This is a genomic window from Kitasatospora sp. NPDC094019 (assembly GCF_044764505.1).
GTDB lineage: Bacteria > Actinomycetota > Actinomycetes > Streptomycetales > Streptomycetaceae > Kitasatospora.
The window spans coordinates 97339-122065 of record NZ_JBIWIF010000004.1 but is presented as its reverse complement, the minus strand read 5'-3'; the positions used below and the strand labels follow the sequence as shown (position 1 = coordinate 122065).

At 75.3% G+C, this 24727-nt stretch carries 20 protein-coding genes; 10 read left to right on the top strand and 10 right to left on the bottom strand.

The genetic code is table 11. The annotated features are described in order from the left end of the window. Window positions 1-34: 34 nt before the first annotated feature. Window positions 35-2839: a SpoIIE family protein phosphatase gene (locus tag ACIQ9P_RS10675; protein ID WP_402353021.1), complete on the bottom strand. Its 2805-nt coding sequence runs from the start codon at window positions 2837-2839 to the stop codon at window positions 35-37. Between the two features lie 266 nt (window positions 2840-3105). Between ACIQ9P_RS10675 and ACIQ9P_RS10670 the strand changes: the two genes are divergently transcribed. The 4 genes from ACIQ9P_RS10670 (at window position 3106) to ACIQ9P_RS10655 (ending at window position 8541) form a co-directional block, all read left to right on the top strand. After that, window positions 3106-4269: a rhodanese-like domain-containing protein gene (locus tag ACIQ9P_RS10670; RefSeq protein WP_402353017.1), complete on the top strand. Its 1164-nt coding sequence runs from the start codon at window positions 3106-3108 to the stop codon at window positions 4267-4269. A gap of 128 nt (window positions 4270-4397) precedes the next feature. Continuing rightward, window positions 4398-5057 carry a DUF5819 family protein gene (locus ACIQ9P_RS10665; RefSeq protein ID WP_402353014.1) on the top strand — a complete coding sequence of 220 codons (660 nt, stop codon included), beginning with the start codon at window positions 4398-4400 and terminating at the stop codon, window positions 5055-5057. 47 nt (window positions 5058-5104) lie between these two features. Then, complete coding sequence (locus tag ACIQ9P_RS10660) at window positions 5105-6388, top strand: HTTM domain-containing protein (RefSeq protein WP_402353011.1); 1284 nt, start codon at window positions 5105-5107, stop codon at window positions 6386-6388. 5 nt (window positions 6389-6393) lie between these two features. After that, window positions 6394-8541: an FUSC family protein gene (locus ACIQ9P_RS10655; RefSeq protein ID WP_402353008.1), complete on the top strand. Its 2148-nt coding sequence runs from the start codon at window positions 6394-6396 to the stop codon at window positions 8539-8541. 34 nt (window positions 8542-8575) lie between these two features. On the opposite strand, the gene ACIQ9P_RS10650 is transcribed toward ACIQ9P_RS10655, so the two are convergent. Further along, window positions 8576-9235 (bottom strand): hypothetical protein, encoded by a 660-nt coding sequence (locus tag ACIQ9P_RS10650; RefSeq protein ID WP_402353005.1) that lies wholly within the window; start codon window positions 9233-9235, stop codon window positions 8576-8578. Window positions 9236-9337: 102 nt separating this feature from the next. Here ACIQ9P_RS10650 and ACIQ9P_RS10645 point away from each other — a divergent pair, with 102 nt between their 5' ends. Both ACIQ9P_RS10645 and ACIQ9P_RS10640 read left to right on the top strand, forming a co-directional pair. Beyond that, window positions 9338-10024, top strand: a complete 687-nt coding sequence (locus tag ACIQ9P_RS10645) for a TetR/AcrR family transcriptional regulator (protein WP_402353002.1) — start codon at window positions 9338-9340, stop codon at window positions 10022-10024. A gap of 5 nt (window positions 10025-10029) precedes the next feature. Beyond that, complete coding sequence (locus ACIQ9P_RS10640; RefSeq protein ID WP_402352999.1) at window positions 10030-10794, top strand: TrmH family RNA methyltransferase; 765 nt, start codon at window positions 10030-10032, stop codon at window positions 10792-10794. 54 nt (window positions 10795-10848) lie between these two features. On the opposite strand, the gene ACIQ9P_RS10635 is transcribed toward ACIQ9P_RS10640, so the two are convergent. The 4 genes from ACIQ9P_RS10635 to ACIQ9P_RS10620 form a co-directional block, all read right to left on the bottom strand. Beyond that, window positions 10849-12204, bottom strand: a complete 1356-nt coding sequence (locus ACIQ9P_RS10635) for a peptidoglycan-binding protein (protein ID WP_402352996.1) — start codon at window positions 12202-12204, stop codon at window positions 10849-10851. A gap of 284 nt (window positions 12205-12488) precedes the next feature. Further along, window positions 12489-13427: a pyridoxamine 5'-phosphate oxidase family protein gene (locus tag ACIQ9P_RS10630; protein WP_402352993.1), complete on the bottom strand. Its 939-nt coding sequence runs from the start codon at window positions 13425-13427 to the stop codon at window positions 12489-12491. Between the two features lie 242 nt (window positions 13428-13669). After that, entirely contained in the window at window positions 13670-14137 is a 468-nt protein-coding gene (locus tag ACIQ9P_RS10625; protein ID WP_402352990.1) for a VOC family protein, read from the bottom strand. A 228-nt stretch (window positions 14138-14365) separates the two neighbouring features. Beyond that, window positions 14366-15382, bottom strand: coding sequence for a hypothetical protein (locus ACIQ9P_RS10620; RefSeq protein ID WP_402352987.1), 1017 nt, complete (start codon window positions 15380-15382; stop codon window positions 14366-14368). Window positions 15383-15688: 306 nt separating this feature from the next. On the opposite strand from ACIQ9P_RS10620, the gene ACIQ9P_RS10615 reads away from it, so the two are divergent. Beyond that, window positions 15689-16255 carry a CGNR zinc finger domain-containing protein gene (locus ACIQ9P_RS10615; protein ID WP_402352984.1) on the top strand — a complete coding sequence of 189 codons (567 nt, stop codon included), beginning with the start codon at window positions 15689-15691 and terminating at the stop codon, window positions 16253-16255. Window positions 16256-16348: 93 nt separating this feature from the next. Here the strand turns inward: ACIQ9P_RS10615 and ACIQ9P_RS10610 are convergent, their stop codons facing one another. From ACIQ9P_RS10610 to ACIQ9P_RS10600, 3 genes are all read right to left on the bottom strand, one after another. Further along, window positions 16349-17842: an FAD-dependent monooxygenase gene (locus ACIQ9P_RS10610; protein WP_402352981.1), complete on the bottom strand. Its 1494-nt coding sequence runs from the start codon at window positions 17840-17842 to the stop codon at window positions 16349-16351. A 163-nt stretch (window positions 17843-18005) separates the two neighbouring features. Then, window positions 18006-19706, bottom strand: a complete 1701-nt coding sequence (paaN, locus tag ACIQ9P_RS10605) for a phenylacetic acid degradation protein PaaN (RefSeq protein ID WP_402352978.1) — start codon at window positions 19704-19706, stop codon at window positions 18006-18008. 169 nt (window positions 19707-19875) lie between these two features. Next, a complete protein-coding gene (locus tag ACIQ9P_RS10600; RefSeq protein ID WP_402352975.1) occupies window positions 19876-21144 on the bottom strand; it encodes a glycosyltransferase family 39 protein in 1269 nt (422 codons plus the stop codon). Window positions 21145-21303: 159 nt separating this feature from the next. Here ACIQ9P_RS10600 and ACIQ9P_RS10595 point away from each other — a divergent pair, with 159 nt between their 5' ends. Then, complete coding sequence (locus ACIQ9P_RS10595; protein ID WP_402352972.1) at window positions 21304-21918, top strand: TetR/AcrR family transcriptional regulator; 615 nt, start codon at window positions 21304-21306, stop codon at window positions 21916-21918. Between the two features lie 34 nt (window positions 21919-21952). Here ACIQ9P_RS10595 and ACIQ9P_RS10590 read toward each other — a convergent pair whose 3' ends face one another. Beyond that, a complete protein-coding gene (locus ACIQ9P_RS10590) occupies window positions 21953-22399 on the bottom strand; it encodes an Lrp/AsnC family transcriptional regulator (protein WP_078879731.1) in 447 nt (148 codons plus the stop codon). A 164-nt stretch (window positions 22400-22563) separates the two neighbouring features. Here ACIQ9P_RS10590 and pdhA point away from each other — a divergent pair, with 164 nt between their 5' ends. Together pdhA and ACIQ9P_RS10580 are read left to right on the top strand one after the other, a co-directional pair. Then, the gene (gene pdhA / locus ACIQ9P_RS10585; protein ID WP_402352969.1) at window positions 22564-23703 is read left to right on the top strand and encodes a pyruvate dehydrogenase (acetyl-transferring) E1 component subunit alpha; all 1140 of its coding nucleotides are present in this window, start codon (window positions 22564-22566) and stop codon (window positions 23701-23703) included. Next, window positions 23700-24722: an alpha-ketoacid dehydrogenase subunit beta gene (locus tag ACIQ9P_RS10580; protein WP_402353893.1), complete on the top strand. Its 1023-nt coding sequence runs from the start codon at window positions 23700-23702 to the stop codon at window positions 24720-24722. The genes pdhA and ACIQ9P_RS10580 overlap by 4 nt, the downstream gene beginning before the upstream one ends. The last annotated feature ends 5 nt before the right edge of the window (window positions 24723-24727 follow it).

Here is a 24727-nt window from a genome sequence, read left to right as displayed (position 1 = left end):
CCCGCGGACCGGACGGTCCGCGGGCTCCTCCCGTTCACAGCGGCAGTTCGAACCAGACGACCTTGCCGACCGCCTTGCGGGCGGTCCCCCAGCGCTCGGCGAGCTTGGTGACCAGGGTGAGGCCGCGGCCGGTCTCGCCGAGCTGTTCGGCGGGCTCCAGGGACGGCAGGTTGTGGTTGTCGTCGCTGACCTCGACCAGCAGCTTGTCCACCCGGATCAGCTGGAGCTGGACCCGGTCCCGGGCCACCCGGACGGCGTTCGTGACCAGCTCGCTGACCAGCAGCACGACGGTGTCGCCGATCGACTCCAGGTGCCAGGCGGCCAACTGCTCGCGGACCAGGGCCCGGGCCCGGCCGACCTCGCGCTGGTCGACGGTGAGGTCCCAGGTGGCGACCTCGCTCGGCGCGACCCCGTCGAAGCGGGCCACCAGCAGCGCGACGTCGTCCTTGCGGTCGTCGGAGTGCAACCGGTCGAGGACCACGTCGCACGCCTCCTCCGGGCTCTGCCGGGGGTCGATCAGATTGCCGCAGAGCGCGGCCAGCCCCGCTCCTATGTCACCGCCCCGCACCTCGACCAGGCCGTCGGTGCAGAGCACCAGCATCGAGCCGTCCGAGACGTCGATGGTCTTGGCGACGAACGGCACCCCGCCGACCCCGATCGGGGCGCCGGCCGGGATCTCCAGCAGCTCCCCGGTGCCGTCCGGGTGGACCAGGACCGGGGGGACGTGGCCGGCGCTGGCCAGCTCGCAGGTCCGGTTGATCGGGTCGTAGACCGCGTACAGGCAGGTGGCGAGATGGTCGTCGCCGAGCTTGTGGGCCAGGTTGTCCAGATGGCGCAGCAGCTGGCCGGGCGGCAGGTCGAGCGCGGCCAGGGTCTGCATCGCGGTGCGGAAGCGGCCCATCGCGGCGGCCGAGTGCAGGCCGTGGCCCATGACGTCGCCGACCACCAGCGCGACCCGGCTGCCGGGCAGCTGGATCGCGTCGAACCAGTCGCCGCCGACCTCGGCCCGGGAGTCGCCGGGCAGGTAGCGGTGGGCGATCTGGACCCCGGGGATCTGCGGCGGGCGGGTCGGGATCATCGAGCGCTGGAGGGTGGTGGCGACCCGGGACTCGGCCCGGTGCAGCCGGGCGTTGTCGAGCGAGAGCGCGGCCCGGGCGGCCAGCTCCTTGAGGGTGGCGGCGTCGCTCTCGTCGAACGGGTCCCGGTCCGGGAGCCGGAGCAGCTTGAGGATGCCGAGCACGGTGCCGCGGGCGGAGAGCGGCACCACCAGCATCGAGCGGCCGGACACCACCGAGGCGAGCTCGGGGCCGCCGAGCGCGGCGGCGTAGTCGACCGCGACGTCCCGGGTGACCACCGGGACCAGCACCGGCTGGTTCAGCTGGAGGGCCATGCCGGGCGGGGTGCGGCGGGGCATGGCGACCAGGGCGCCCTCGGCGAGCACGTGGTCCCACTGGCCGGCCGACTCGTTGCGGGCGAGGGCCACCCGGCGGAGCATCGTGTCGTCGTCGGGGCGGGCGGCGGGCAGCTCGGAGTCGGAGATCAGGCCGTCCACCAGGTCGACGCAGGCGAAGTCGGCGACCCGGGGGACGAGCACCCGGCACAGCTCGTGGGCGGTGAAGCCGAGGTCGAGGGTGGTGCCGACCTTGCCGCCGACCTCGTTCAGCAGGGCCAGCTGCTCACCGGCGTGGCCGTTGGTCAGGAACGGGCCGAACAGGCCGGCCGGCGGTCCGGGCGCGGCCGCGGCGGTGGCGGGGGTGGAAGCGGGTACGGCCGGGCCCGGGACAGCGGGGACGGGGCCGGCCGGGCCGGCGGTCGGCGCGGCCGGGTCGCCCGGGTGGAGCCGGTGTCCGTTGGCGGACGGTCCGACGGTGGTCTGCTCGATGGTGGTGCCTCCTCTCGGCGGGGCCGGGACCCCGCCGGCCGTGAGCTCGCCCCCGGGGCGTTCGGGCCGGGGGGCGCGGTCCGCGGCGCCCGTCGCGGCCGCGGCCTCGCGCTGGGCGGGCAGGGGAGCGGCGGGACGGCGTCCGGGCGCGGACTGCTCGGGCGGGGCCGGCGGGCCGAGCCGGGCGGTGCGCTGCTGCGCGGTCGGGTAGCGGCGGCCGATCCCGGCCGCCGCGTGCGCGGTGCCCGCCGCCGGGTCGGCGGGCTGGAGCGGCAGCACGGTGCTCGGGTCCAGCCGCAGGGCCGGCAGCCCGGCCCGGGCGAGCGCGGCGAGCAGCGGCCCGCGACGCTCGGCGGCGCCGGGCAGTACGGCGGCGAGCGGACCCGGGACCGGCCGGCCGGCGGCGCCCAGCGCCGCCGACAGCCGGTGGAAGCCGCCCAGCGCGCCCGGGGCGGCGGCGAACGGCAGCAGCCGCTCGCCGAGCGCCAGCCGGGGGCCGGCGGAGCGCAGCGGGCGGGCGTCGGCGGCCAGGGCCAGCAGTCGGCCGGCCGCGCCGTCCAGCGGGTAGGCCCACCAGAGCACGTCCCGCAGATGGTCCTCGCGGTCGACCACGGGCAGCTGCCCCGCCCAGGCGGCGCCGTCCGAGGTCAGCTCGGCGAGGGTGGTGAAGGTGTCGCGGCGGCGGCCGCCGCCGCCCGGTCCGGCCTGGCCCGGGACGCTGCGCGGCTCGGCCGCGGGCAGCAGACCGGCGGCGGGCCGGTCGCGGACGGTCTCGGCGCGGTGTCCGAACAGTTCCTCGGCGCCCCGGCTCCACCGGGCGATCCGCCCCTCGCGGTCGACCAGCACGACGGCGAGCCGGACCAGGGCGACCACTCCCGACGCCTGGTCGCCCGGTGCGGGGCCGGGCTCGGGAGCGGTGCCCGTCGGACGCGGTGTGGAGTGGGGATCGTCCACCATGGATTCGGTCTGCTCCCGCCTGGCCGCCACGCCTGGAGACGGCCGGTTCTCCGGAGGAAGGCACGCTGTGCGGATACCAGCGAAGCACGGACCGGCCGGGACTCGATAGCGAAACGGGGAGATTCCTCGGTATCAGTTGCGTGTCACAGGCCGTGCGCCCTCCCGCACTCCCCGTCCACCCCGCAGGCCGGGCCGGGTGCGGGCGGTAGGGTCGCAGCACGGGCCCGGCCGGCCCCGCACCGGACAGCAGGAGACGGAGGCCCGAGGTGACCGCGCAGATCCCCGTCCGCTGGACGGATCCGCAGCAGGGGGAGCTGGAGGAGCGGGTCGAGGCCACCGAACTCGCCTGGCTCACCATGGACGTCGACGTCCGGACGCTGCGGGTCGAGATCGACAACTTCGCCCTGATCCACCACCAGCTGCTCGGTCCGCTCTACGCCCGGCTGGACGAACTGGACGCGTTGCTGGCCGAGGCCGTGGCCGCCCGCACCGGCCTCCCCGAGGACCTCCGGCGGGCCCACGAGGCACGGCAGCGGGTCGAGGACATGCCGGACCTGGACGCGCTGTTCGACAGCGTCCGGGAGCAGGAGGACGCCCCGCCGCCGCCGGCCGCCCCGGTCCGGGTGCGTCCCGGCCGGGACGCCCAGCGGATCTACCGCGAGCTGGTCCGCCGGGCGCACCCCGACCTGTCCACCGACCCGGCCGAGCAGGAGCGCCGGGCGGCGTTCCTGGCCCGGGTCAACGAGGCGTACGCCTACGGCGACACCGGCGCCCTGGAGGCGCTGTCCGCCGAGTGGTCCACCGCGCCCGAGGCCGCGCCCGCGACCGACTCCCCCGACCGGCTCGGCTGGCTGCGTCGCCGGCTGGAGTGGCTGACCGGGAGGATCGGCGAACTGGCCGCCGAACAGGTCCGGCTGGAGCGCAGCGCGATGGGCGAGCTGCTCGCGCTCGCCCCGCAGGACCCGGACGGGCTGCTCGCCGAACTGGCCGAGCAGCTGCTCGCCCGGGCCGCCGCGCAGCAGGCCGAGCTGGAAGGGCTGCTCGGCGGCCGTCCGGTGGGGGACAATGACGGCGCCGATCCCGAAGCCCAGGAGAACCAGACGATGTTCGCGCAGATCCCCACCATCGACGCCGCCGCCGTGCCCGCCGACGCCGCCCTGCTGGACGTCCGGGAGCAGGACGAGTGGGACGCCGGACATGTGGCGGGCGCGCTGCACATCCCGATCGGCGAGGTCGTCGCCCGGATCGAGGAGCTGCCGGACGCGAAGCTGTACGTGCTCTGCCGGGTCGGCGGGCGCTCCGCGCAGGTCGTCCAGTACCTGGTGCAGAACGGCCGCGAGGCGGTCAACGTCGACGGCGGCATGTACGCCTGGGACGGCGCGGGCCGTCCGATGGTGAGCAGCGGCGGACAGGACGCGTTCGTCCTGTAGTCCGCCGCTCCCGCGGGCCGGAGCGGACCGGCCGGGACCGGGGGCTCCGTCCGGCCCGGGGAGTAGGGCAGGATGGGCGCGCGAACGGGCCGGCGCGGTGCCGGCCCCACCCGTCCCCGGGGGAGTTCATGGCCGAGAGTACGGACCCGCCGCCCGTCCGCCGGCCCTGGTCGACGCCCGCGCGGGTCGTCCTGGGTGTGGCCGGGGCCCTGCTGACCGGTGCCACCGGGCTCTTCCTCGGCGCGGTCTTCCTGCATGTGGCGCCCGCCAATTCGCTGTCCCGGGAGTACCGGGAGCAGGTGGACGGCCTGATCTATCCGGAGTTCGAGCAGAACTGGAAGCTGTTCGCGCCCAATCCGCTGCAGCAGAACGTCGCCGTGGACGCCCGGGTGCGCACCGAGTCGCCGGACGGGGAGGCGCGGATCCACGCGTGGGTCGGGCTGACCGCGCAGGACATCGCCGCGATCCGGGGCAATCCGGCGCCCAGCCACGCGGACCAGAACCTGCTGCGGCGCGCGTGGGACTTCTACGACGGCTCGCACAGCGCCCAGGACGAGTCGACGACCGGTGCGCGCGGGGCGCTCGCCGAGGAGTACCTGAAGCGGATCGCGGTGCAGCGGATCGGGCCGAGCGTGGACGGCCGGCCGGTGGTGGCGGTCGAGCTGCGGGTGACCAGTACGACGGTCGCGCCGCCGGCGTGGAGCGAGGAGGCGGCGCCCGCCGCGCCGAAGGTGCGGGAGCTGCCCTGGTGGCCGGTGAAGGCCGAGGACCTGCGGGGGCTGCGGTGAGCGCGGCGGTGCCCGGCGGGCCGGGCGGAGCGGTTCCGGTCGGGGAAGTGGCCGGTGCGGGCGGTGCGGCCGGGGACGCGGCGGCTGCGACAGCGGCGGCCGCGGCCGCGGTGGTGGCCGGGATCCCCCGGCAGCCCGGCCCGGAGGACGGCGGCGCGCCCGACGACGCGCCCGCCGGCACCCGGCGGCCGGGGGCGGCCTGGCTGACCGGGCTGCCCGGCCGGGCGGCCGCGGTGTTCACCGGGCGGGTGCTCGGGCGGTACCAGGCGGCGGCGGTCCGGATCGGCTTCGGGCTGGTCTGGCTGGCCCACCTGCTGCGGGAGTGGCCCAACCGGCGGCTGCTGTACGGCGACACCTCGCCCTGGTCGCTCGACCTGGCCCAGCGGTTGCTGGCCGACAACCGGGCCCTGACCGTACTGCCCTGGTTCGGCGGCCGGCTCTGGTTCGAGCTGGTCTACCACCTGGCGGTGCTCGCCGCGCTCGCCGTCCTGCTCGGCTGGCGGACCAGGGCCAGCACGGTGCTGTTCCTGGTCACCGTGCTGTCGCTGCAGAACCGCAACGTCTTCCTCGGCGACGGCGGCGACAACATCGTCCACCTGATGGCGGTCTACCTGGTCTTCACCCGGTGCGCCGAGGTGTGGTCGCTGGACGCCCGCCGGGGCGCGTACGGGCGGAGCGGGGTGCCGCTCTGGACACTGCTCGGAGCGGTGCTGCTGGTCTGCCAGCTGGGCGGCTTCGCCGGGACGAGCCTGGACTGGACGGCCCCCGGGTTCCCGTACGTCGGCTGGGCGCCGCTGTTCTGGGGGCTGTGGGCGGTGGCCGGGCTGTGGTGGCTGGCCGAACGGCTGGCACCCGAGGGCGAGACCCGGGCGGTGCTGGACGCGCTGGCGACCATGGTGCACAACTGCGCGATGCTGGTGATCGCCGTCGAGGTGGTGCTGATCTACGCCACGGCGGGCTGGTACAAGGTGCAGGGCTCGCGCTGGCAGGACGGCACCGCGCTGTACTACCCGCTGCACCTGGACTACTTCACGCCCTGGCCGGGGCTGTCCGGACTGGTCGGCGGGGCGCTGCTGCCGGTGTTCCTGATCACCTACGGGACAGTGCTGCTCCAGGTCGGCTTCCCGTTCACGCTGGTCGACCGGAGGGTCAAGAACGCGCTGCTGGTGGTGATGATGGCCGAGCACGTCGGGATCGCGGTGCTGCTCGGGCTGCCGGTGTTCTCACTGGCGATGATCGCGGCGGACGCGGTGTTCCTGCCGACTGCGGCGCTCTGCTGGGCCGGGGCGCGGGTCGCGCGGATCCGGCCGCGGAGGGCGCCACTAAGCTGACCGTTATGTCCTGGTTCGCCGCACTTCGAGACACCGCGCGGACCGGACTGACCGTCGACCGGGCGCTCACCGACCCCAAACGGGCGGTGCGCGGGGCCGTCGCCGTCGCCCTGGTCCTCTTCCCGACCCTGGCCCTCGGCGACGCCCGGCTCGCCACCTCGGCCGCGATGGGCGCGTTCATCGCCGGTACCGCGACCTTCCAGCGCAGCTTCCGCCCCCGGGCCACCCTCGCCGTCGCCGCCGGCGCCGGACTCGGTGTCAGCACGTTCTTCGGCTACCTCGCCGTCGGCGTCCCCGGAGCCTTCCCGGTGCTGCTCGCGGTCTGGGCCTTCGGCGCCGGACTCACCTGGGCGATCGGGCCGACCGCCGGGATCGTCGCCGCCAACACCCTCTCGGTGATGCTGATCGTGGTCCAGCTGCCGGTCAGCCCGCTCACCGCGCTCGGCCACGGACTCGTCTGCGCCCTCGGCGGCGCCGTCCAGGCCCTGGTCATCACCGTCTGGCCGATCGGCAGCTGGACCGCCCAGCGCGAGGCGCTCGCCGACACCTACGCCGAACTCGCCGACTACGCCCGGCGGCTGCGCCAGGACCCGACCGCGCACATCGACCCGGCCCCGTTCATGACCGCCCGCCACGCCGCCGCCCTCACCCCCTGGCAGGACCGGCACCGCCCGCCCGAACTGCGCGGGCTGCGCGGCCTCGCGGAACGGATCAGGCCCACCCTGGCGGCGATCGCCGACCCCAAGATCGGCGCCCCCGAGGAGGGCCCCGAACGCGACCGCGCCCGCGAGGTCCTGGCCGCCGCCGCCGAGGCGATGGACGCCCTCGCCCGGGCGATCCGCACCGGCGATCCGCTCCGGCTGCCCTCCTCCGCCCCGGCCCTCACCCTGGTCGCCCGGACCGAGGGGCCGGAACTGCGCGGCGCCGCCCGCCGCGCCGCCCGCCGGCTGGCCGGGCTGCTCCGCGGCGCCGCCGACGCCCTCGACCGGGGCGCCGAGGACACCATCGACACCCCCGTCGTCCAACCGGGCGGAGCACTGCGCAAGCCGCCGCTGATCCGGATGCTGCCGACGGCGCTGCGCGCGGTGCGGCGGCAGTTCCGGCCGCGGTCGGCGGTCTTCCAGCACGCCGTCCGGCTGGCCGGAGTGGTCACCGCCGCCTATCTGCTGGCCCGGCTGGCCGGCTTCGAACACGGCTACTGGGCGCCGATGACCGCCGCCATGGTGATGCGCCCCGACTTCGCCCAGACCTACAGCCGGGGCGTGGCCCGGCTGGCCGGGACCTCGGTCGGGGTGGCGGTCTCCACCCTGGTGGTGCAGCTGGCGCGGCCCGGGGAATGGGTGCTGGCCGCACTCGCCGTGCTCTCGATCGGCGGCGCCTATCTGACCTTCCGCACCGGCTACGCCGTGATCACCGCCTGCATCTCCTCCTACGCGGTCTTCCTGCTCGGCCTCCAGGAGGGGAACCCGCTCGTCACCGCCGTGGAACGGGTCGGCCTCACCCTGCTCGGCGGTTCGGTCGCGCTGTTGGTCTACGCGCTCTTCCCCACCTGGCAGACCGCCCGGCTCGGCGAGCGGCTGGCCGAGTGGCTTGCCGCCGCCGGGCGGTACACGGCCGAGGCGCTCGCCGTCTACGAGCGGCCGGCCGCCCCGCGCGGGCGGGCGGTGCGCGGGGCGCTGCTGGACTCCCGGGAGGCGCGCTCGGAACTGCTCCAGGCCATGCAGCGGGCCGACGCCGAGCCCGGCCGGCACGCCTCCGGCCTGCCCGGGGTCAGCCGTCGGCAGCTGGACCGGGCCCGGGCGGCGGTCGGCCATCTCGGGCGGGTCGCCGTCCTGCTGGAGGCCCACCTGCCCGGGCCCGACGCCGAGCCGGTGCCCGGGGCGGCCGAGTTCGCCGAGGAGCTGCGGCTCGCCACCGCGCTGGCGGCGGGCGCGCTGCTGACCGGGCGGCCGGTGGAGTTCGGCGCCGTCCGGGAGGCCCAGGAACGGCTGGAGCGGCAGCTCTCCGACGCGCCGCCGGGGGTGCAGCGGGACGTGGTGCGGGCCGGGACCAGGCTGCTGCTCCAGGCGTTGAAGGACCTGGAGCGGGCGTTGCGGGGCGGCGGCACGGCGGCCTCCGCCGAGCGGCGCGAGCCGGAGCCGACGGGGCGTTAGGGCGTTTCTCCGGCCGCGCGACGCCGGGCGGGTGTCAGGGTGCTTCTCCGGCCGCGGCCTCCAGCCAGTTGGCGAACTCGCACGCGAAGTGCCACTGGTGACCGGTGGACAGCTCGGCCGGGGCGGCCGCCGGGAACTCGACGGTGAGGCGGATCCGCAGGCCCTCGGGGGAGTCGGCGAACTCGTGCATCACCCGCAGGGCCTCGGAGCCGTCCGCCAGGTGGCCGGTGCCGCCGATCCGGACCGGGTACCGGGGGGTCGCGGGGGTCGGGTGGAAGCGCAGGAAGAAGCGCAGCGGGCCGCCGCCGACGGTCTCGACGATCTCCACCGTGTCGCCGGTCGAGTCGGCCAGGTAGTGCTCGGGGTTGGCGGCGAGCAGGGCGGCCCGGTCGGGGGCGTGCAGCCGCCCCTGCCACCAGGCGAGGAAGGTCGCGGCGTCGATGCCCGTGGCGGTCAGTTCGGTCACGGCCGCGCGCCACCGGCCGCCGGAGGCGCGCAGCCAGCCGGCCATGGCGGCGTCGGCGGCGGCGGTGTCGGGGGCCAGCAGCGCGCGGGTGAGGTCGTCGCCCAGCCGCTGCTTCAGCAGCCGCAGGGCGGCCCGGCCGCGCTCCAGCTCCCAGCCGAGGACGGCGGCGCGGTCGTGCCGGACGCCGTCGATGTCGGTGCGGACGCGCAGGGGGGTGGTGGTCGTCATGGCGTTGCTCCTCGGAGGATGCCCGACTTAAGCGGAGAGATTTTCTCCGTCTCTGCTGACGCTAGCATAGGGGGAGAAAAGCTCTCCGGTTAAGGGGTTGTGATGAGGGCCGACGCGGAACGCAGCCGACGCAGGATCCTGGACGCCGCCTGCGAGGTCTTCCTGGAGCGGGGCCCGGACGCCCCGCTCGACGCCGTGGTCCGTCGCGCCGGCGTCGGTCCGGGGACCCTCTACCGGCGCTTCCCCGACCGGACGGCGCTGGTCCGGGCCCTGGTCACCGACCTGCTCACCCGGCTCGCCGAGGCCGCCCGACAGGCCCGCGCCGCCGAACCCGACCCCTACCGGGCCCTGCGCCGCTTCGCCCACGCCGCCGCCGACCTGCGGATGGGCGCGGCGATCGGGGCACTGCTGGAACACCTGGTCGTCGACGCCGAACTGGTCGCCGCCCGCTCCCAGGCCGTCGCCGAGGCCGAGGCCCTGCTGCGGGCCGCCCAGGACGCCGGACAACTGCGGACGGACATCGGCACGGGCGACCTGGTGCTGCTCTGCGTCCGGGTCTCCCGGCCGCTGCCCGGCGGCCTGGTCGCACTGGACGCCGACGGCACGCTCGTCCACCGGCACCTCGACCTCGCCCTGGCGGGCCTGCGGCCGGGCGGCGCGGACGGTGCCGGTGACGTGGCTGACGCGGACGGCGACGCGGTGCGCGGCGCCGGGCCGCTGTCGTTCGAGCAGGTGATCACGGCCGCCGCACGACCCGGGGAGCCCGGCGGCGACGGGATGGCAGAGTGAGCCCGGTGAACGACGAACTGCTGCGCGCCTGGCGGACCGGCGCCGAGGAGCCCGGGGCCGTCCTCCTGGACGGCTTCCACCCGCTGAAGCACGCGCTGCGGTTCGGCGGCGCCGTCCGGCAGGTGCTGACCACCGACCGGGCCGCGCTGCTCGCGCTGGCCGCCGAACTCGCCCCGGACGTCGCCCCGGCACTGGACGCGCTGGCCGTCGAACTCCCGGAGACCGCGCTGCGCACCCTCGCACCCCGGCTGAACCCGACCGGGGTGATCGCCCTGGCCGTGCGCCCCACCGCCGAGGCCAACCGCGCCGCGCTGGCCGTCCGGCCCCGGCCCGCGCCCGTCGTCCTGCTGGAGAACCCGCGCAACCTGGGCAACGTCGGCGCCGTCATCCGGCTCGCGGCCGGCTTCGGCGCCGCCGGCGTCGTCACCACCGGCGAACTCGACCCCTGGCACCCCGCCGTGCTCCGCGGCAGCGCGGGCCTGCACTTCGCCACCGCCGTCGAGCGGCTGACCCTGCCCGAACTGCCGCCCGGCCCGCTCCACGTCCTCGACCCCGAGGGCACCGACATCCGGGAGACGGCCTTCCCGGACGACGCGGTGCTCGCCTTCGGCACCGAGCGGCACGGCGTCTCGGCGGAGCTGCGGGCGCGGGCCGACCGGTTGGTCGCGGTGCCGATGCGGCCCGGGGTCTCCAGCTTCAACCTGGCCACCAGCGTGGCGATGGGGCTGTTCCACTGGATGTCGGGGCGCCCGCCCGGCGCCACCGGCTGACCCGGTCGCCGTCCTGTTCTCCCGACCGGCGGCCGCCCTCCCGGCCCGGCCGGGTCAGGAGAACAGCAGCCGCCAGGTGTCCGGCCCGGGAAAGCCGTCGGCCTCGGCGCCGCTCCAGCCCAGCGACTCCTGGAACGCCCGGACGGCGCTCCGGTCGGCCTCCGTCCAGCGCGGGCCCGGTCCCTCGGTGCAGCTGTCGCCGAAACCCCTGCGGACCAGTTGCGCGCCCAGCCGCTCGACCGCCTCGCCCACCGCGCCCGGGCCGAACGCGCCGGGGCCCGGGAAGGCCAGCGGGACGCCGTCCTGGGCCGGGGCCGGGGGCGCGTCCGGGGGTGGGGGCGGAGACGGGGACGGGGGCAGCTGGGCGGCGTCGATGTCCCGGCCCTTGCCGTTGACCAGGTAGTCCCAGGTGTCCTTGCCCGGGAGACCGTCCGCCTCACCGCCGCGCCACCCCTGCGCGAGCTGGAACGCCTCGGTGGCCCGCCGGTCCGACTCGCTCCAGCGCGGCCCCGGCCCCTCGGTGTAGAACCGGCCCCCGCCGCGCCGCACCAGCATCTCGCCGAGCCTGGTCACATAGGCGTTGTCCGCGCCCGGACCGAACTTGTCGACCCCCGGGAACGCCGCGGCCGCGGCGCTGTCACCGCTGCCCCCGCCGGTGGTCAGCGCCTTGTAGCGGTACGGCAGGTAGGTGGCCGAGTTGGACCAGTAGGCGTACGGGGTCACGCGCCTGGTCGCGCCCGGGGACGTCTGCTCGTACGCGAGGTAGCGGGTGCGGGTCGAGTCCGTCCAGCCGCCGAAGACCGTGACGTGCGAACCGCCCCGGGGACTGGCCGGGTCGTTGTGGATCAGGACGTCACCGGGCTGGAGCTCGGCCTTGGTGATCCGCTCGGCGAAGTCCGGCAAAGTCCAGGTGGTCTGGCTGCTGCCGAGCCCCCAGGCCATCGAGACGAAGCCGGAACAGTCCTGGCGGTACCCGTCCGACCAGTAGCGGCTCATGCTGTACGGGACCTTCTGGTCGACCCAGCGCTGGGCCCGCTCGATGATCGCGGACCGGGTGACCGGCTGGGCGTCGGCGGTCCGGTCGTCGGCGGCGCTCTCGCCGTAGAGGCCGCCGACCTCGCCCTGCGGGGTGTCGCCGCGGGGGGCGGTCGGGCCGCCGGGGGTCGGGGCCGGAGCGGGAGCCGCGGCGGCGGCCCCGGCCGTGCCGCCGCCGAGCGCGGTGCCGACGGCGGCCAGCAGGACGGCGGCCCGGCGGCGGACGCTGCGGGCAGCCGCGTGGCCGCCCTCGTGCACCGGTGCGGCGTGCAGCCGGGCGCGGCGGCGGGCGCCGCAGCCGCCGCATATGCAGTCCTCGTCCGGTTCGACCTCGTCGAACCGCAGCAACGGGGCCGGTCGGCCGGTTGTGGTCATGCTCCGCCTCCTTCTCCCGGTGAGGGAGGTGTCCGGCGGGCCGCTGACGGTGCGACAGCACGTTCCTCTTCCGGGGCGACACCGGGTGTCATACGGACAAAAGTCCCAAAGCTGACACCTGGTCGGCGCGGTGGGTTGCTCCGCGCGGGTGATGGTCGTCCGGTATCCCGGGCGTGGCGCGGGAGGGGGCCAGCGGTCGGTCCGGGGGCGGGGCGGGCGGTGGGTCGGTGGTCCGTCGGGCCTCGTGCCCGGCCGGCTTGGCGGCTCGTCGGGCTGTTTGTCCGTCAGCTGACGGAACGTGCGGAGGGCGGCGGGTTGGCGGGTGAGTACTCGGGTTCGGTCCAGCTCAGCGGGGTGGCGTCGGCCAGCTCGACGACTCCGGTGACGGTCAGGTCGACCACCCGTTCGGCGCCCGGCAGGCCGGCGGCGGCCGGGTCGGACCAGTCCGTCCTGGCCTCGCCGGTGACCAGCAGCGCGCCGCCGGTCTCCCAGTCCGGGACGAGCAGTCCGGCCCGAGGGTCGAGCTCCAGGTTGCCCAGGGTCATGAACATGCTGTTGCCCGCGTAGTCGGGCCAGCGCAGCCGGTCCGGGCCGAGGACCCGGAGGAAGCCGGGGTTGCCGCCCCGGTGCGAGGCGTCGGTCCGGCCGTCCGGTCCGGCGGTGGCGACGAAGAAGGTGTCGGCGGTGCTCAGCAGCAGCTGCTGGGCGGTGCTCAGCAGCGGGCCGGCCGCCACCCGGTGCGGGGCGCCGGCCCCGGGGCGGTCCACCGGGTGGCGGCGCTGGATGTACTTCGGGCAGTTGGCGTAGACCTGCTCGGCGGTGATCACCAGGCCACCGCGGCCGTCCGGTGCGGAGCGGCCGTTGACCCGCATCCGGCGCCGGGCGGCCGGGTCCAGGGCCACGGTGCCGACCTCGGCGGGGCCGGCCAGGGCGGAGGCCAGCGGGTCGGCCTCGGTCGGGTGGGCGGCCACCGTGACCGTCCGTTCGTCGGGCGCGCGCAGGAAGCCGGCCGGTCCGCTGAGCTGGGTGGCCCAGAGCCTGCCGTCGGCGTCGGCCGCCCCGACCACCAGCATCCGCCGCTCGGTCAGGAAGCGGGCGGCCACGGCGGGGACGGTGCTGCCGACGGCGCGGCCGGAGTGGTCCGCCCGGTCGGTCCGGCCGGCCCGGGCCTGCACGGCCCGTTCGCCGGCGTGGTAGGGGGTGGTGGTGCCGGTGGCGGTCATGACGGGTGCCTCCTTCGGGCCTGGCCGGACGGTGTGGGGGTGTTCTGCAAAGTCCCGCCGCCGTGCGTGGTGGGGGGACTTTGCAAAGTGCCTGTGCCGTGCGGCGTGGGGGTGGCGCGTCTTTGCAAAGACCCCGTGCGGTGTGTCCTGGGGCGGTGTTTGCGAAGTGGCTCGTCGCTTTGCGAAGAGCCACTTCGCAAAGTCCTGGAGGGCTCTGCGAAGACCTCTTGTGCGAAGACCTCCTAGAAGAAGCCGCAGGTCGGGGCGGAGGCGGTGGGGGCCTCGGCGTCGGTGGTGTCCACGCCCGCCGGGGTGTAGATCTCCAGCCGGATGCCGTCCGGGTCGGTGAAGAAGATCCCGCCGGAGGCGGCGCCCTCGCGGTGCGGGACGACGCCGTCGTAGGCGAAGGTGGCGCCCAGTTCGCGCAGCAGCGCCTCGGCGGCGCGGACCTCGTCGAGCGAGTCGACCTGGAAGGAGAGGTGGTGCAGGCCGGGGGCGGCGGTGGCGAAGTCTCCCTCGCTCTGCTGCCAGAGGGTGAGCACCGGGCGCCCGTCGCGGCCGAGGAAGGCGTAGGGGCGCTGCGGGTCGGTGCCCTCCGCGACCAGTTCCAGGCCGAGGCCGCGCCGGTAGAAGGCGGTGGACCGGTCGAGGTCGGTGACGTTCAGGCCCACGTGGCCGGTCTGCAGGGTGCTGCTGATGGTGCCGGACATGCCTGATCACTCCCGTGGTCGGGCGCCTCGGGGCGCCGTCATCTAACCGTTACTAGCGACAGTAGTGGTTAGTCTGGAAGGAGGCAACCAGTGCAGGTGGTTTCAATGGTTAGAATTTCCGATCATGGCTGTGCCATGACAAACAAGGGGGTGTGGGGTGCCGGAGGGCGGGCGCGCGGGCGTCCGGAGCGCGGGCGCCGAGTACGCGGGTGGCGGGCCGGAGTGCGGCTACTCCCACTCCCACCGGGCGCCGATGTGGCCCGGCTGCTGGTCGGGGGCGAGGATCTGGGCGCTGGCGGAGGCGCCGATCCAGAGCTGCTCGCGGCGGCGGTCGACGTCCGCGCCCGGGTCACGGTCGTAGCGCTCGCAGTGCACCGGCACGGTGGCCGGGTCGAAGTGGACCTGGAGCACGTACTCGCGCACCGGCGTGGCGAAGCGGCGACTGTACTCCGTCGTCTCGGCGCCGCCGGAGGGGATCTCCACCTCGTACTCGAAGACCGTGCTGTCGCCGAGGCCCAGCGGGCGGTCCAGCATCACCTCGCCGACGATCAGGCCGGTGTCCGGGCGGCGTCGCACCCGGCCGAGCCGGCCGTGCCGGACGCCGGTGATCTCCGGGCAGCCGGTCGCCTCCTCGTCGGCCTTGTGCACCACCAGACAGCGGGTCACCCCGGACACGGTGGCGCGGACCACCTGGCGCATCCGCAGCAGGTTGCCGCGCCGGTCGGCGTCGACGAAGTACGAGTCGTGGACCGAGAGTCGCTCCAGCTCGCCGGCCGGTGGCGCGTCGAGCTCGGCGAAGACGTCGGCGATCTGCTGCTCGCCCGGCCAGACGTCCTCCAGCCGCAGGTGGCTGGCGCCGGCGCTGGCGGCCCAGCGGCCGCGCGGGCGCGGCGGACCGAGCAGCGCGGACAGGGTGGAGTGCGGCAGGCCGAGGAGTTCCTCCAGCAGGTGGACGGCGCGCAGCGAGCTGGCCCGTTCGGGCTGGCTGCGGCCGCGGCGCCAGTAACTCAGCGTCGTGACACTGACTCTGACGCCCCGTTGGGCGAGGGCGGCGCGGATCCGGTCCAGGCTGAGGCCGCTGGCCTCGATCGCCACGTGCAGGGTGTCGGCGAAGCCGCCGGTCGGGCTGGGACGCCCCGGCGTCGGCGCGGGCGACAGCGGGGGCACGGGCGGCCGGGACGCCGGCGCGACCGCGTCCGGCCCGACCAGTCTGAGTCGTGCGTCCTGGGGATGCTGTGAGGCCATGTGGTTACCTTCCCCACCGAGCGGGTTCGGCAGACCCGGTACGGCGCCGGAACGCGCCGTCAACGGCCTCGCCGAGCTGTGGGGAACCCTATGCACGGTCGAGAGGCTACGTCATCAGTCGTGCGTATGACAGTGGTCACGGGGGGTGTACCGCAAGGTGAGCGATCTTGAAACAGTGCGGAAACAGACGGGCCCTTTCCCGGCCGGGTGGTGCGTTCCGGTCCGGTACCGGCAGGTTCCGGCCAGCGGTCCCGGCAAGGGGGCCCGACGTAGACTCGGGGACCGGCCGAGAGCGAGGGAGTGCCGATGACCGAGCCGACAGCAGACCCGCGGGACCCGCGCCCGCTGCTCGGCGAGCCGCTCGCGCTCGACCTGCTGAACACGCGGTGGGCCGGTGAGCCGGTCAACGACCTGCTGGCCGAGCCGGACGGCTTCGCGATCTGGCTCTCCACGGCCGGGCTGGCCGGGCGCTGCCCGGCGGACGAGGCCGGGCTGGCCGCTCTGCGGGAGGCCCGGGAGGCGGTCGCGGCGGCGGTCCGGGAGCTGGACGCGGGCGGGGTGCCCGGGGCCGGCGCGCTGGCGGGGCTGGACGCGGTGCTGCGGCACGGGCGGGTCCGGCGGGAGGCTTCGGCGGCCGGGCCGGTGGACCGGATCGAGGTGGACGAGCCGGGCCGGCTGGCCGCCTGGCTGGTGGTGGACGACTTCCTGGGGCTGCTGGCGCGGGGGCCGGAACGGATCAAGAAGTGCGCGCACGAGGCGTGCATCCTGCACTTCTTCGACACCTCGCAGAACGGCCGGCGCCGCTGGTGCCGGATGGCCGTGTGCGGGAACCGGGCCAAGGCGGCCCGGCACTACGAGAAGGCCCGGCCGTAGTCGGGCCGTGGCCCGGGCCGTGGTCCGGGCGGTGGCCCGGGGCCGGCCGGGCGCCGGCCCGGGGGCGTCGCTCCCCCGGGCCGCGCGGGCGGGTCAGGCTTCGCCGAGCCACTCGGTGAGGGCGGCGCGCAGCTCACCGGCCCCCGGGTCGACGGCGGCCCAGGCGGCGTAGCCGTCCGGGCGGATCAGCAGCACGGTGTCGCGCAGCTTTCCGTGCGGGTCGGCCGGGGCGACCGCGACCAGGCGGTCCCGCCACGGGTCGGCGGCCGTCACCTCGTCATTGCTGACCAGGACGAACTTTCCGGCCCGCAGGGCCTCGTAGAGCCGCTGCGGTGCGGCCGGGCCGTCCTCGCGGGGCGGTTCCAGGCCGGTCAGCCGGAGGTCCGGGACGCGCTTGCCGACCAGCGGGTGGGCGTCCTTGGGGGCGGGGTAGGAGATGCCGAGGCCGGAGACGGTGCGGGCGCCCCGGTCGACCACGGCGTCGACCCGTCCGGCGACCTGGACCAGGGCGCCGCGCAGGGCCCGGGTGGCGGCGTTCTGGGCGAGCGCGACCCGGATCATCGCGCCGGAGGCGCGCAGGGCGGTCCGGCCGACCGGGTGCCGTTCGGTCTGGTAGCTGTCGAGCAGGCTGCCGTCGGCCCGGTCGCGCAGGACGGAGACGAGCTTCCAGGCGAGGTTGGCGGCGTCCTGGAGGCCGGTGTTCATGCCCAGGCCGCCGGCCGGGGAGTGGCAGTGGGCCGCGTCGCCGGCGAGGAACACCCGGCCGGAGCGGTAGTCGGGGACCTGTCGCTCGTCGCTGTGGAAGGTGGAGCTCCAGCGGACGTCGTGCAGTCCGTGGTCCTCGCCGAGGGCGCGGCGGGTGATGTCGGCGAGCAGGTCGAGTCCGGGCGCGGTGCCGTCGGGGGCGTGTTCGGCGCGGTCGTGGGCGAGTACGCGGTACCAGCCGTCGCCGAACGGCACCAGCAGGGCGAAGCAGTTGTCGTCGGCGCCGGCGGCGATGCCGTCCTCGGGCTCGCGTTCCAGGCGGACGTCGGCGAGCAGCACCGAGTCGACCACGGACTCGCCGGGGAAGGGCAGCCCGAGCAGGTCGCGGACGGTGGAGTGGACGCCGTCGGCGCCGACCGCGTAGCGGGCCCGGAGGGTGCTGGTGGCGCCGTCCCGCACGGTCTCGACGGTGACGCCGTCGGGGTCCTGCCGCAGGCCGGTCACCTCGGCGCCGCGCAGGAGGGTCGCGCCGGCCTTCACCGCCCGGTCGTGGAGCAGGCGTTCGGTGTTGTACTGCGGTGTCAGCAGGACGAACGGGAAGCGGGTCGGCAGGTGGCCGAGGTCGATCCGGACCCGGTTGAACGCCTTCAGGGCCTCGACCGGGCGGCCGGTGGCGATGAGCTCGTCGGCGAGGCCGCGGGCGTCGAGGAGTTCGAGGGTGCGGGCGTGGACGGCGAAGGCCCGGGTGAGGTCGGACTCGGTGGCGCGCTTCTCCAGTACGGTGACGCCCAGGCCGGCGGCGGCGAGGTCGCCGGCCAGCAGCAGGCCGGTCGGCCCGGCGCCGACCACGATGACGTCGGTGACGGTCTGCTTGTCGGTCATGTGTCAGCTCCCGGTGCTCAGCGGCTGGACGCCGTGTGTGGCGTTTCCCCGGCCCCCATCATCGCTTCCCGGGAGTGACGTTGTGAATCTCCGGTCCCCGGCGGGTGGCCGGGGACCGGAGGAGCGGGGCCGCCGGGAGGGCGGCACGGCTCGGTCGCGGGGCTCAGCCGTGGCGGCGGATCTCCACGGTGCGGAACCGGTTGGCGACGAACGCGCCGTCGCAGTAGGCGGAGTTGGCGGCCGGGTTGGCGCCGGTTCCGTGCAGGTCGGAGAAGGCGGCGGTCTGGTTGGCGTACACGCCGCCGGTGAGGTTGAGGGAGAGCGAGACGCCGGCGTCGAGGGCGGCCCCGACCAGGGCGGCCTCGACCTCGGCGGAGGTGGTGTAGGCGGAGGCGGTCATCGCGCCCTGGACGCGGACGGTGTCGCGGAGCAGTTCGACGGCGGCGGCGGTGTTCTCGACCGCGACGGCGAAGGAGACCGGGCCGAAGCACTCGGCGCGGAACACCGCGCGGTCGTCCGGCTTGTCGGCGTCCAGCTTGACCAGCGCGGGGGTGCGGACGGTCGCGCCGGGGAACTCCGGGTGCTCGACGGCCCTCGGGGCGAGCGCGAGTTCGCCGTACTCGCCGCCGGCGGCGGCGGCCGAGCGCTGGAGCACGCCGGGGTTGACCACGGCGCCGAGGACGGCGGCGGCGCGGGCGTCGTCGGAGAGCAGTCCCTCCAGGGCGGCGGCGAGGTCGCGGACCACGTCGTCGTAGGACTTGGCGCCCTGGTCGGTGTCGATCCCGGTGCGGGGGATCAGCAGGTTCTGCGGGGTGGTGCACATCTGGCCGCTGTACAGCGAGAGCGAGAAGGCCAGGTTGTTCAGCATGCCCTTGTAGTCGGCGGTGGAGTCGACGACGACGGTGTTGACACCGGCCTTCTCGGTGTAGACCTCGGCCTGCTTGGCGTGCTCCTCCAGCCAGTCGCCGAAGGCGGTGGAGCCGGTGTAGTCGATCAGCCTGATCTCGGGGCGGACGGCCAGGGTCCGGGCCACGGTGCCGCCCTCGTGCTCGGCGGCCAGGCAGACCAGGTCGGCGGGGAAGCCGGCCTCGGCCAGCACCTCGCGGGCGGTCCGGACGGTGAGCGCCAGCGGGAGCACGGCCCGCGGGTGCGGCTTGACCAGCACCGGGTTGCCGGTGGCCAGGGAGGCGAACAGGCCGGGGAAGCCGTTCCAGGTGGGGAAGGTGTTGCAGCCGATCAGCAGCGCCAGGCCGCGCGGGACGACGGTGAACTCCTTGGTCATCACCAGCGGGTCGCGCTTGCCCTGCGGCTTGGTCCAGCCGGCGCTCCGCGGCAGCCGGGTCTGCTCGGCGTACGCGTAGGCGACGGCCTCCAGGCCGCGGTCCTGGGCGTGCGGGCCGCCGGCCTGGAAGGCCATCGCGTACGCCTGGCCGGTGGTGTGCATGACGGCGTTGGCGAACTCGTGCGAGCGGGCGTTGATCCGGGCCAGGATCTCCAGGCAGACCGCGGCGCGGGTGATCGGGTCGGCGGCGGCCCAGGCCGGGCGGGCGGCGGAGAGCGCGGCGATCAGGGCGTCCGGTCCGGCGTGCGGGTAGCCGATGCCGAGCTCGACGCCGTACGGGGAGACCTCGCCGCCGACGAGGTCGCCGTCGGTGGGGTGGCCGGGCAGCTCGAACGGCCGGTTCAGCAGGGCCTCGAAGGCGGCCCGGCCGTCCGCGGCGGCGCTCTCGCCGTACGCCTTCGGGAACTCGGGATAGGGCGACCAGTAGTCGCGCTCGGCGGCGGCGTCGACCGCGGCCGCCAGGGTGGCCCGGTGGCGTTCGACGAGTTCGGCGACGAGGGGGTGGGTGACCGCTGCGGACATGGTGTGCGCTCCTCAGAGGGGAGGACGGGACACGTCACAGAGTAACCGAACGATCGGTCGGCTCAAGAGGGCGGACGGGACCGGACCGCCGGAGCGCACGGGGGCGGGGAAGAACGCCGGGGGCGCGTCCGGACCGGACGCGCCCCCGGGGCGACGGGAACCGCGGGGGTTACGGGATGCCCAGCTCGAAGATCACGTACCCGCCGTACCAGCCGGAGGCGACCGCCCCGGTGCCGAGCACCGCCGCCAGCACCGGCCAGCTCAGCTTCCGCATCGCCACCGCGAGCGCGATCAGCAGCGGGAAGGCCGGCAGCAGGTAGCGCGAGGTGTTGCCGAAGATGCCCAGGCTGCCGAGCACCGAGACGATGGTGGCCAGGGTGTACGCGGTCAGCACCAGCGGCGGGCGCAGCCGGAACAGCAGCACGATCAGCGCCGGCAGGCTCAGCACGATCAGCGTCGCCAGCATGTCGGCCGTGTGCCAGGCGAACGGGTAGTCGTTGCGACCCAGCAGCACGCCGCGGATCGCGGCCCAGGTGCCCTGGCCCCAGTCGAAGTAGTGCAGCCAGGCGTCGTGCTGGAGGGTGAAGTAGCCGCCCCACTCGCCCGTCCGCCAGCCCACCCAGCCGACGTAGCCGAGCAGCCCGAGCGGGGCCAGCAGCATCGCGGTGAGCGGGCGCGCCACCCCGCTCTCCCGCCGGTACAGCTCCACCAGGGCGGCCAGGCCGACCGCGCCGATCAGCGCCGCCGAGGTGGGCCGGTTGAGGCCCGCGACCAGGGTGAGCACCCCGGCCGCCAGCCACTGCTTGCTCATCACGCAGTAGCAGGACCAGGCGGCCAGCGCGATGAACAGCGAGTCGGAGTAGAGCGCCCACTCGGCGCCCGAACCCGGGGCGATCGCCCACAGGCCGGCCGCGATCACGCCCGCGCGCGGGCCGGCCATCCGGTCCACCACGGCGTAGATGCCGGCCGCGGCGAACAGCGAGGCGATCACCGAGACGATCATCCCGGCGCCGTACAGGCCGAACGGGCTCACCTCGGAGACCAGCCGCATCAGGCCCGGGTAGAGCGGGAAGAAGGCGGCCGAGTTCTGCTCGACGGTGAAGCCCGGGACGCCGTTCGGGACGGTCACCAGCGCGGGGTGGTAGCCGAACTGGGCGACCTGCTGATACCACCAGCCGTCCCAGCTGGCGAGCACGTCCCAGGGGTTGGCGCCGCCGCCGAAACGGGGGTGCTTCTTCAGGTAGTCCCCGGAGAAGGAGAGCAGCTTCATGAAGACGGTGAAGCCGACCAGCTTCAGGACGGCGTAGCACCACACGGCCGGGCCGAAGCGCAGGACGAGCCCCCGGGCGCGCTCACGCCAGTCGAGGGCGGGTCCGGTCGTCGCCTCGTCGCTGCGCTGTTCGGGCAGATCGGATTCGACTGCCGGTATTGCGCTCATGCGACTTCCCCACCTGCTCGGCCTCGGACGGATCGTCCGCCGAGTCTAGGGCGTGCCGTCGGGCTTTGGTGTGGACCAAGGGGCCGGACGCGGTCGGACTCCGGTGCGGACCGGGGGCCCGGGCGCGGGCGGGGCCGGGCGGGGCGGGATACTCGGAGAATGGCCGATCACACCCCGCGCACCGCCTACACCGTGGAGTCCCTGCTCGCGGTGACCGTCGACGTGTTCAACGAGCGCGGGTACGACGGCACGTCGATGGAGGACCTGTCGCGCGCGGCCGGGATCTCCAAGTCCTCGATCTACCACCATGTGCGGGGCAAGGAGGAACTGCTCCGGCTGGCCGTGGGACGGGCGCTGGACGGCCTGTTCGGGATCCTGGCCGAGCCGGGCGCGGTCGGGGGACCGGCGGTGGAGCGGCTGGAGCACGTGGTGCGGCGCACCGCCGAGGTGCTGCTCGCGGAGCTGCCCTATGTGACCCTGCTGCTGCGGGTGCGCGGCAACACGGCCACCGAGCTGTGGGCGCTGGAGCGCCGCCGGGACTTCGACCACCAGGTGGCGGAGCTGCTGCGGGCCGCCGTCGCGGACGGCGCGCTGCGGGCGGACGTCGAGCCCCGGCTGGCCACCCGGCTGCTCTTCGGCATGATCAACTCGATCGTGGAGTGGTACCGGCCGGGCCTCAAGGCCGCCGACGGCGTCGCGGACGCGGTGGTCCACCTGGCCTTCGACGGCCTCCGGGCGCCCCGGGTTCCGGGTTCCGGGCTCCGGACGCGGTAGGGCGGATCCGGGCCTGCGCGACCCCCTCCCGCGGTCAGTCCGGCGGGACCTGGTCGGTCTCCTCGAAGACCAGCATGGTGCGGGTGCCGAGCACCTGCGGGATGGACTGGATGCGGTTGAGCACGAGCTCCCGCAGGGCGTGGTTGTCGGCCGTGTGCACCAGCAGCAGCACGTCGAAGTCGCCGCCGACCAGCGCGATGTGCGCGACCCCCGGCAGGGCCAGCAGTTGCTCCCGCACCGTCCGCCAGGAGTTCTGCACGATCTTCAGGGTGATGTAGGCGGAAGCCCCCTGACCTGCCCGTTCGTGGTCCACCCGGGCGGTGAAGCCGCGAATCACGCCGTCCTCGACCATCCTGGAGATCCGGGCGTACGCGTTCGCCCGGGACACGTGCACCCGCTCGGCCACCGAGCGGATGGAGGCGCGGCCGTCCTGCTGCAGCAGCCGCAGGATCGCCCGGTCGACCCGGTCGAGTCTGGACATCTGTTCAGCCGACATGACCCCCCACCCCCGACGATTGGACGCAATGCCACCAGTCGACCGCCACCCGGGCCGATTGTCCACCACCTTCGCACGCTTCTGGTCAAGATGAACAGACGACCGAACAATCGGTAGGGAGCCCCCGCCACCCCTGGAGGTGCCCCGAGATGACCGTTCTCGACCACAGACACCACACGGCCGTGCCCGGTTGGCTGCCCGGGGCCACCGCCCCCCGCACCGACCCGGCGCCGCTGCTCCCGGACCCCGCTCCGGTCCGCGTCCTCGGTACGCCCGCGCTGGAGAAGTACGATCCCGCGCTGCTCCGCGAGCTGTACCGCCGCCTGGTGGTCGGCCGCCGCTACAACCAGCAGGCGACCACCCTCACCAAGCAGGGCCGGCTCGCCGTCTACCCGGCCTCGACCGGGCAGGAGGCGTGCCAGGTCGCCGCCGCGCTGGTGCTCGACGAGCGCGACTGGCTCTTCCCCAGCTACCGCGACACCCTGGCCGTGGTCTCCCGCGGCGTGGACCCGCTGGAGGCCCTCACCCTGCTGCGCGGCAACGCCCACACCGGCTACGACCCCCGGGCCACCAGGACCGCGCCGCTCTGCACCCCGCTCGGCACCCAGGGCCCGCACGCGGTCGGCCTGGCCCACGCCGCCCGGCTGAGCGGCGAGCCGGCGGTCGCGCTGGCCATGCTCGGCGACGGCGGCACCAGCGAGGGCGACTTCCACGAGGCGCTGAACTTCGCCGCCGTGCTCCGCGCCCCGGTGGTCTTCCTGGTCCAGAACAACGGGTACGCGATCTCCGTCCCGCTCAGCGCGCAGTCCGCCGCCCCGACCCTGGCCCACAAGGCCGTCGGCTACGGGATGCCCGGCCGACTGGTCGACGGCAACGACGCGCCCGCCGTGCACACGGTGCTGGCCGAGGCCGTCGAGCGGGCCCGCACCGGCGGTGGCCCGACCCTGGTCGAGGCGCTCACCTACCGGGTCGAGGCGCACACCAACGCCGACGACGCCACCCGCTACCGGACCGGGGACGAGGTCGCGGCCTGGAGCGAGCACGACCCGATCCTGCTGATGGAGCGCGCGCTGCGCGAGCTCCGGGTGCTGGACGACGACCTGGTCCGGGACGCGGCCGAGGAGGCCGAGGCGCTCGCGGCCCGGATGCGCGCCGAGTTCCACGCGGAGCCCGGGCTCGACCCGATGTCCCTGTTCGCCCATGTGTACGCCGAGCCGACCCCGCAGCTGCGCGAGCAGGCGGCGCGGCTGGCCGAGGAACTGGCCGCCGAGGCCGAGGTGCAGCCCTGATGACGACCGCTGTCCCCCCTGCCGCCCCCGCCGCCGCCCCGGCCCGGACCTCCAGCATGGCGCAGGCGCTCAACGCGGCGCTGCGCGACGCCATGCGCGAGGACCCGGCGGTGCACGTGCTCGGCGAGGACGTCGGCGCCCTCGGCGGCGTCTTCCGGATCACCGACGGGCTGACCGCCGAGTTCGGCCCGGACCGCTGCCTGGACACCCCGCTGGCCGAGGCCGGCATCCTCGGCACCGCCGTAGGCATGGCCATGTACGGGCTGCGGCCGGTGGTCGAGATGCAGTTCGACGCCTTCGCCTACCCGGCGCTGGAGCAGCTGTTCTCGCACGTCGCCAAGATGCGCAACCGCACCGCCGGCCGGCTGCCCATGCCGATCACCGTCCGGATCCCCTACGGCGGCGGCATCGGCGGCGTCGAGCACCACAGCGACGCTTCCGAGGCGTACTACGCCTCGACCCCCGGCCTGCACGTGGTGACGCCCGCCACGGTGGCCGACGCGTACGGGCTGCTGCGGGCCTCGATCGCCTCGGACGACCCGGTGGTGTTCCTGGAGCCCAAGCGGATGTACTGGGGGAAGGACGGGTTCGACCCGGCCGTCCCGGTCGAGCCGATCGGGACGGCCGTGCTGCGCCGGACCGGCACCTCCGCGGTGCTGATCACCTACGGCCCGTCGCTGCCGGTCTGCCTGGAGGCGGCCGAGGTGGCCAGGGCCGAGGGCTGGGACCTCGCGGTGCTGGACCTGCGCACCCTGGTGCCGTTCGACGACGAGACGGTCTGCCGGGTGGTGCGCTCGCTGGGCCGGGCCGTGGTGGTGCACGAGGCGACCGGCTTCGGCGGCACCGGCGCGGAGATCGCCGCCCGGGTCACCGAGCGCTGCTTCCACCACCTGGCGGCGCCCGTGCTGCGGGTCACCGGCTTCGACATCCCGTACCCGCCGCCGATGCTGGAGCACCACCACCTGCCCGGGGTGGACCGGATCCTGGACGCGGTCGCCCGGCTGCAGTGGGAGGACTGAGGATG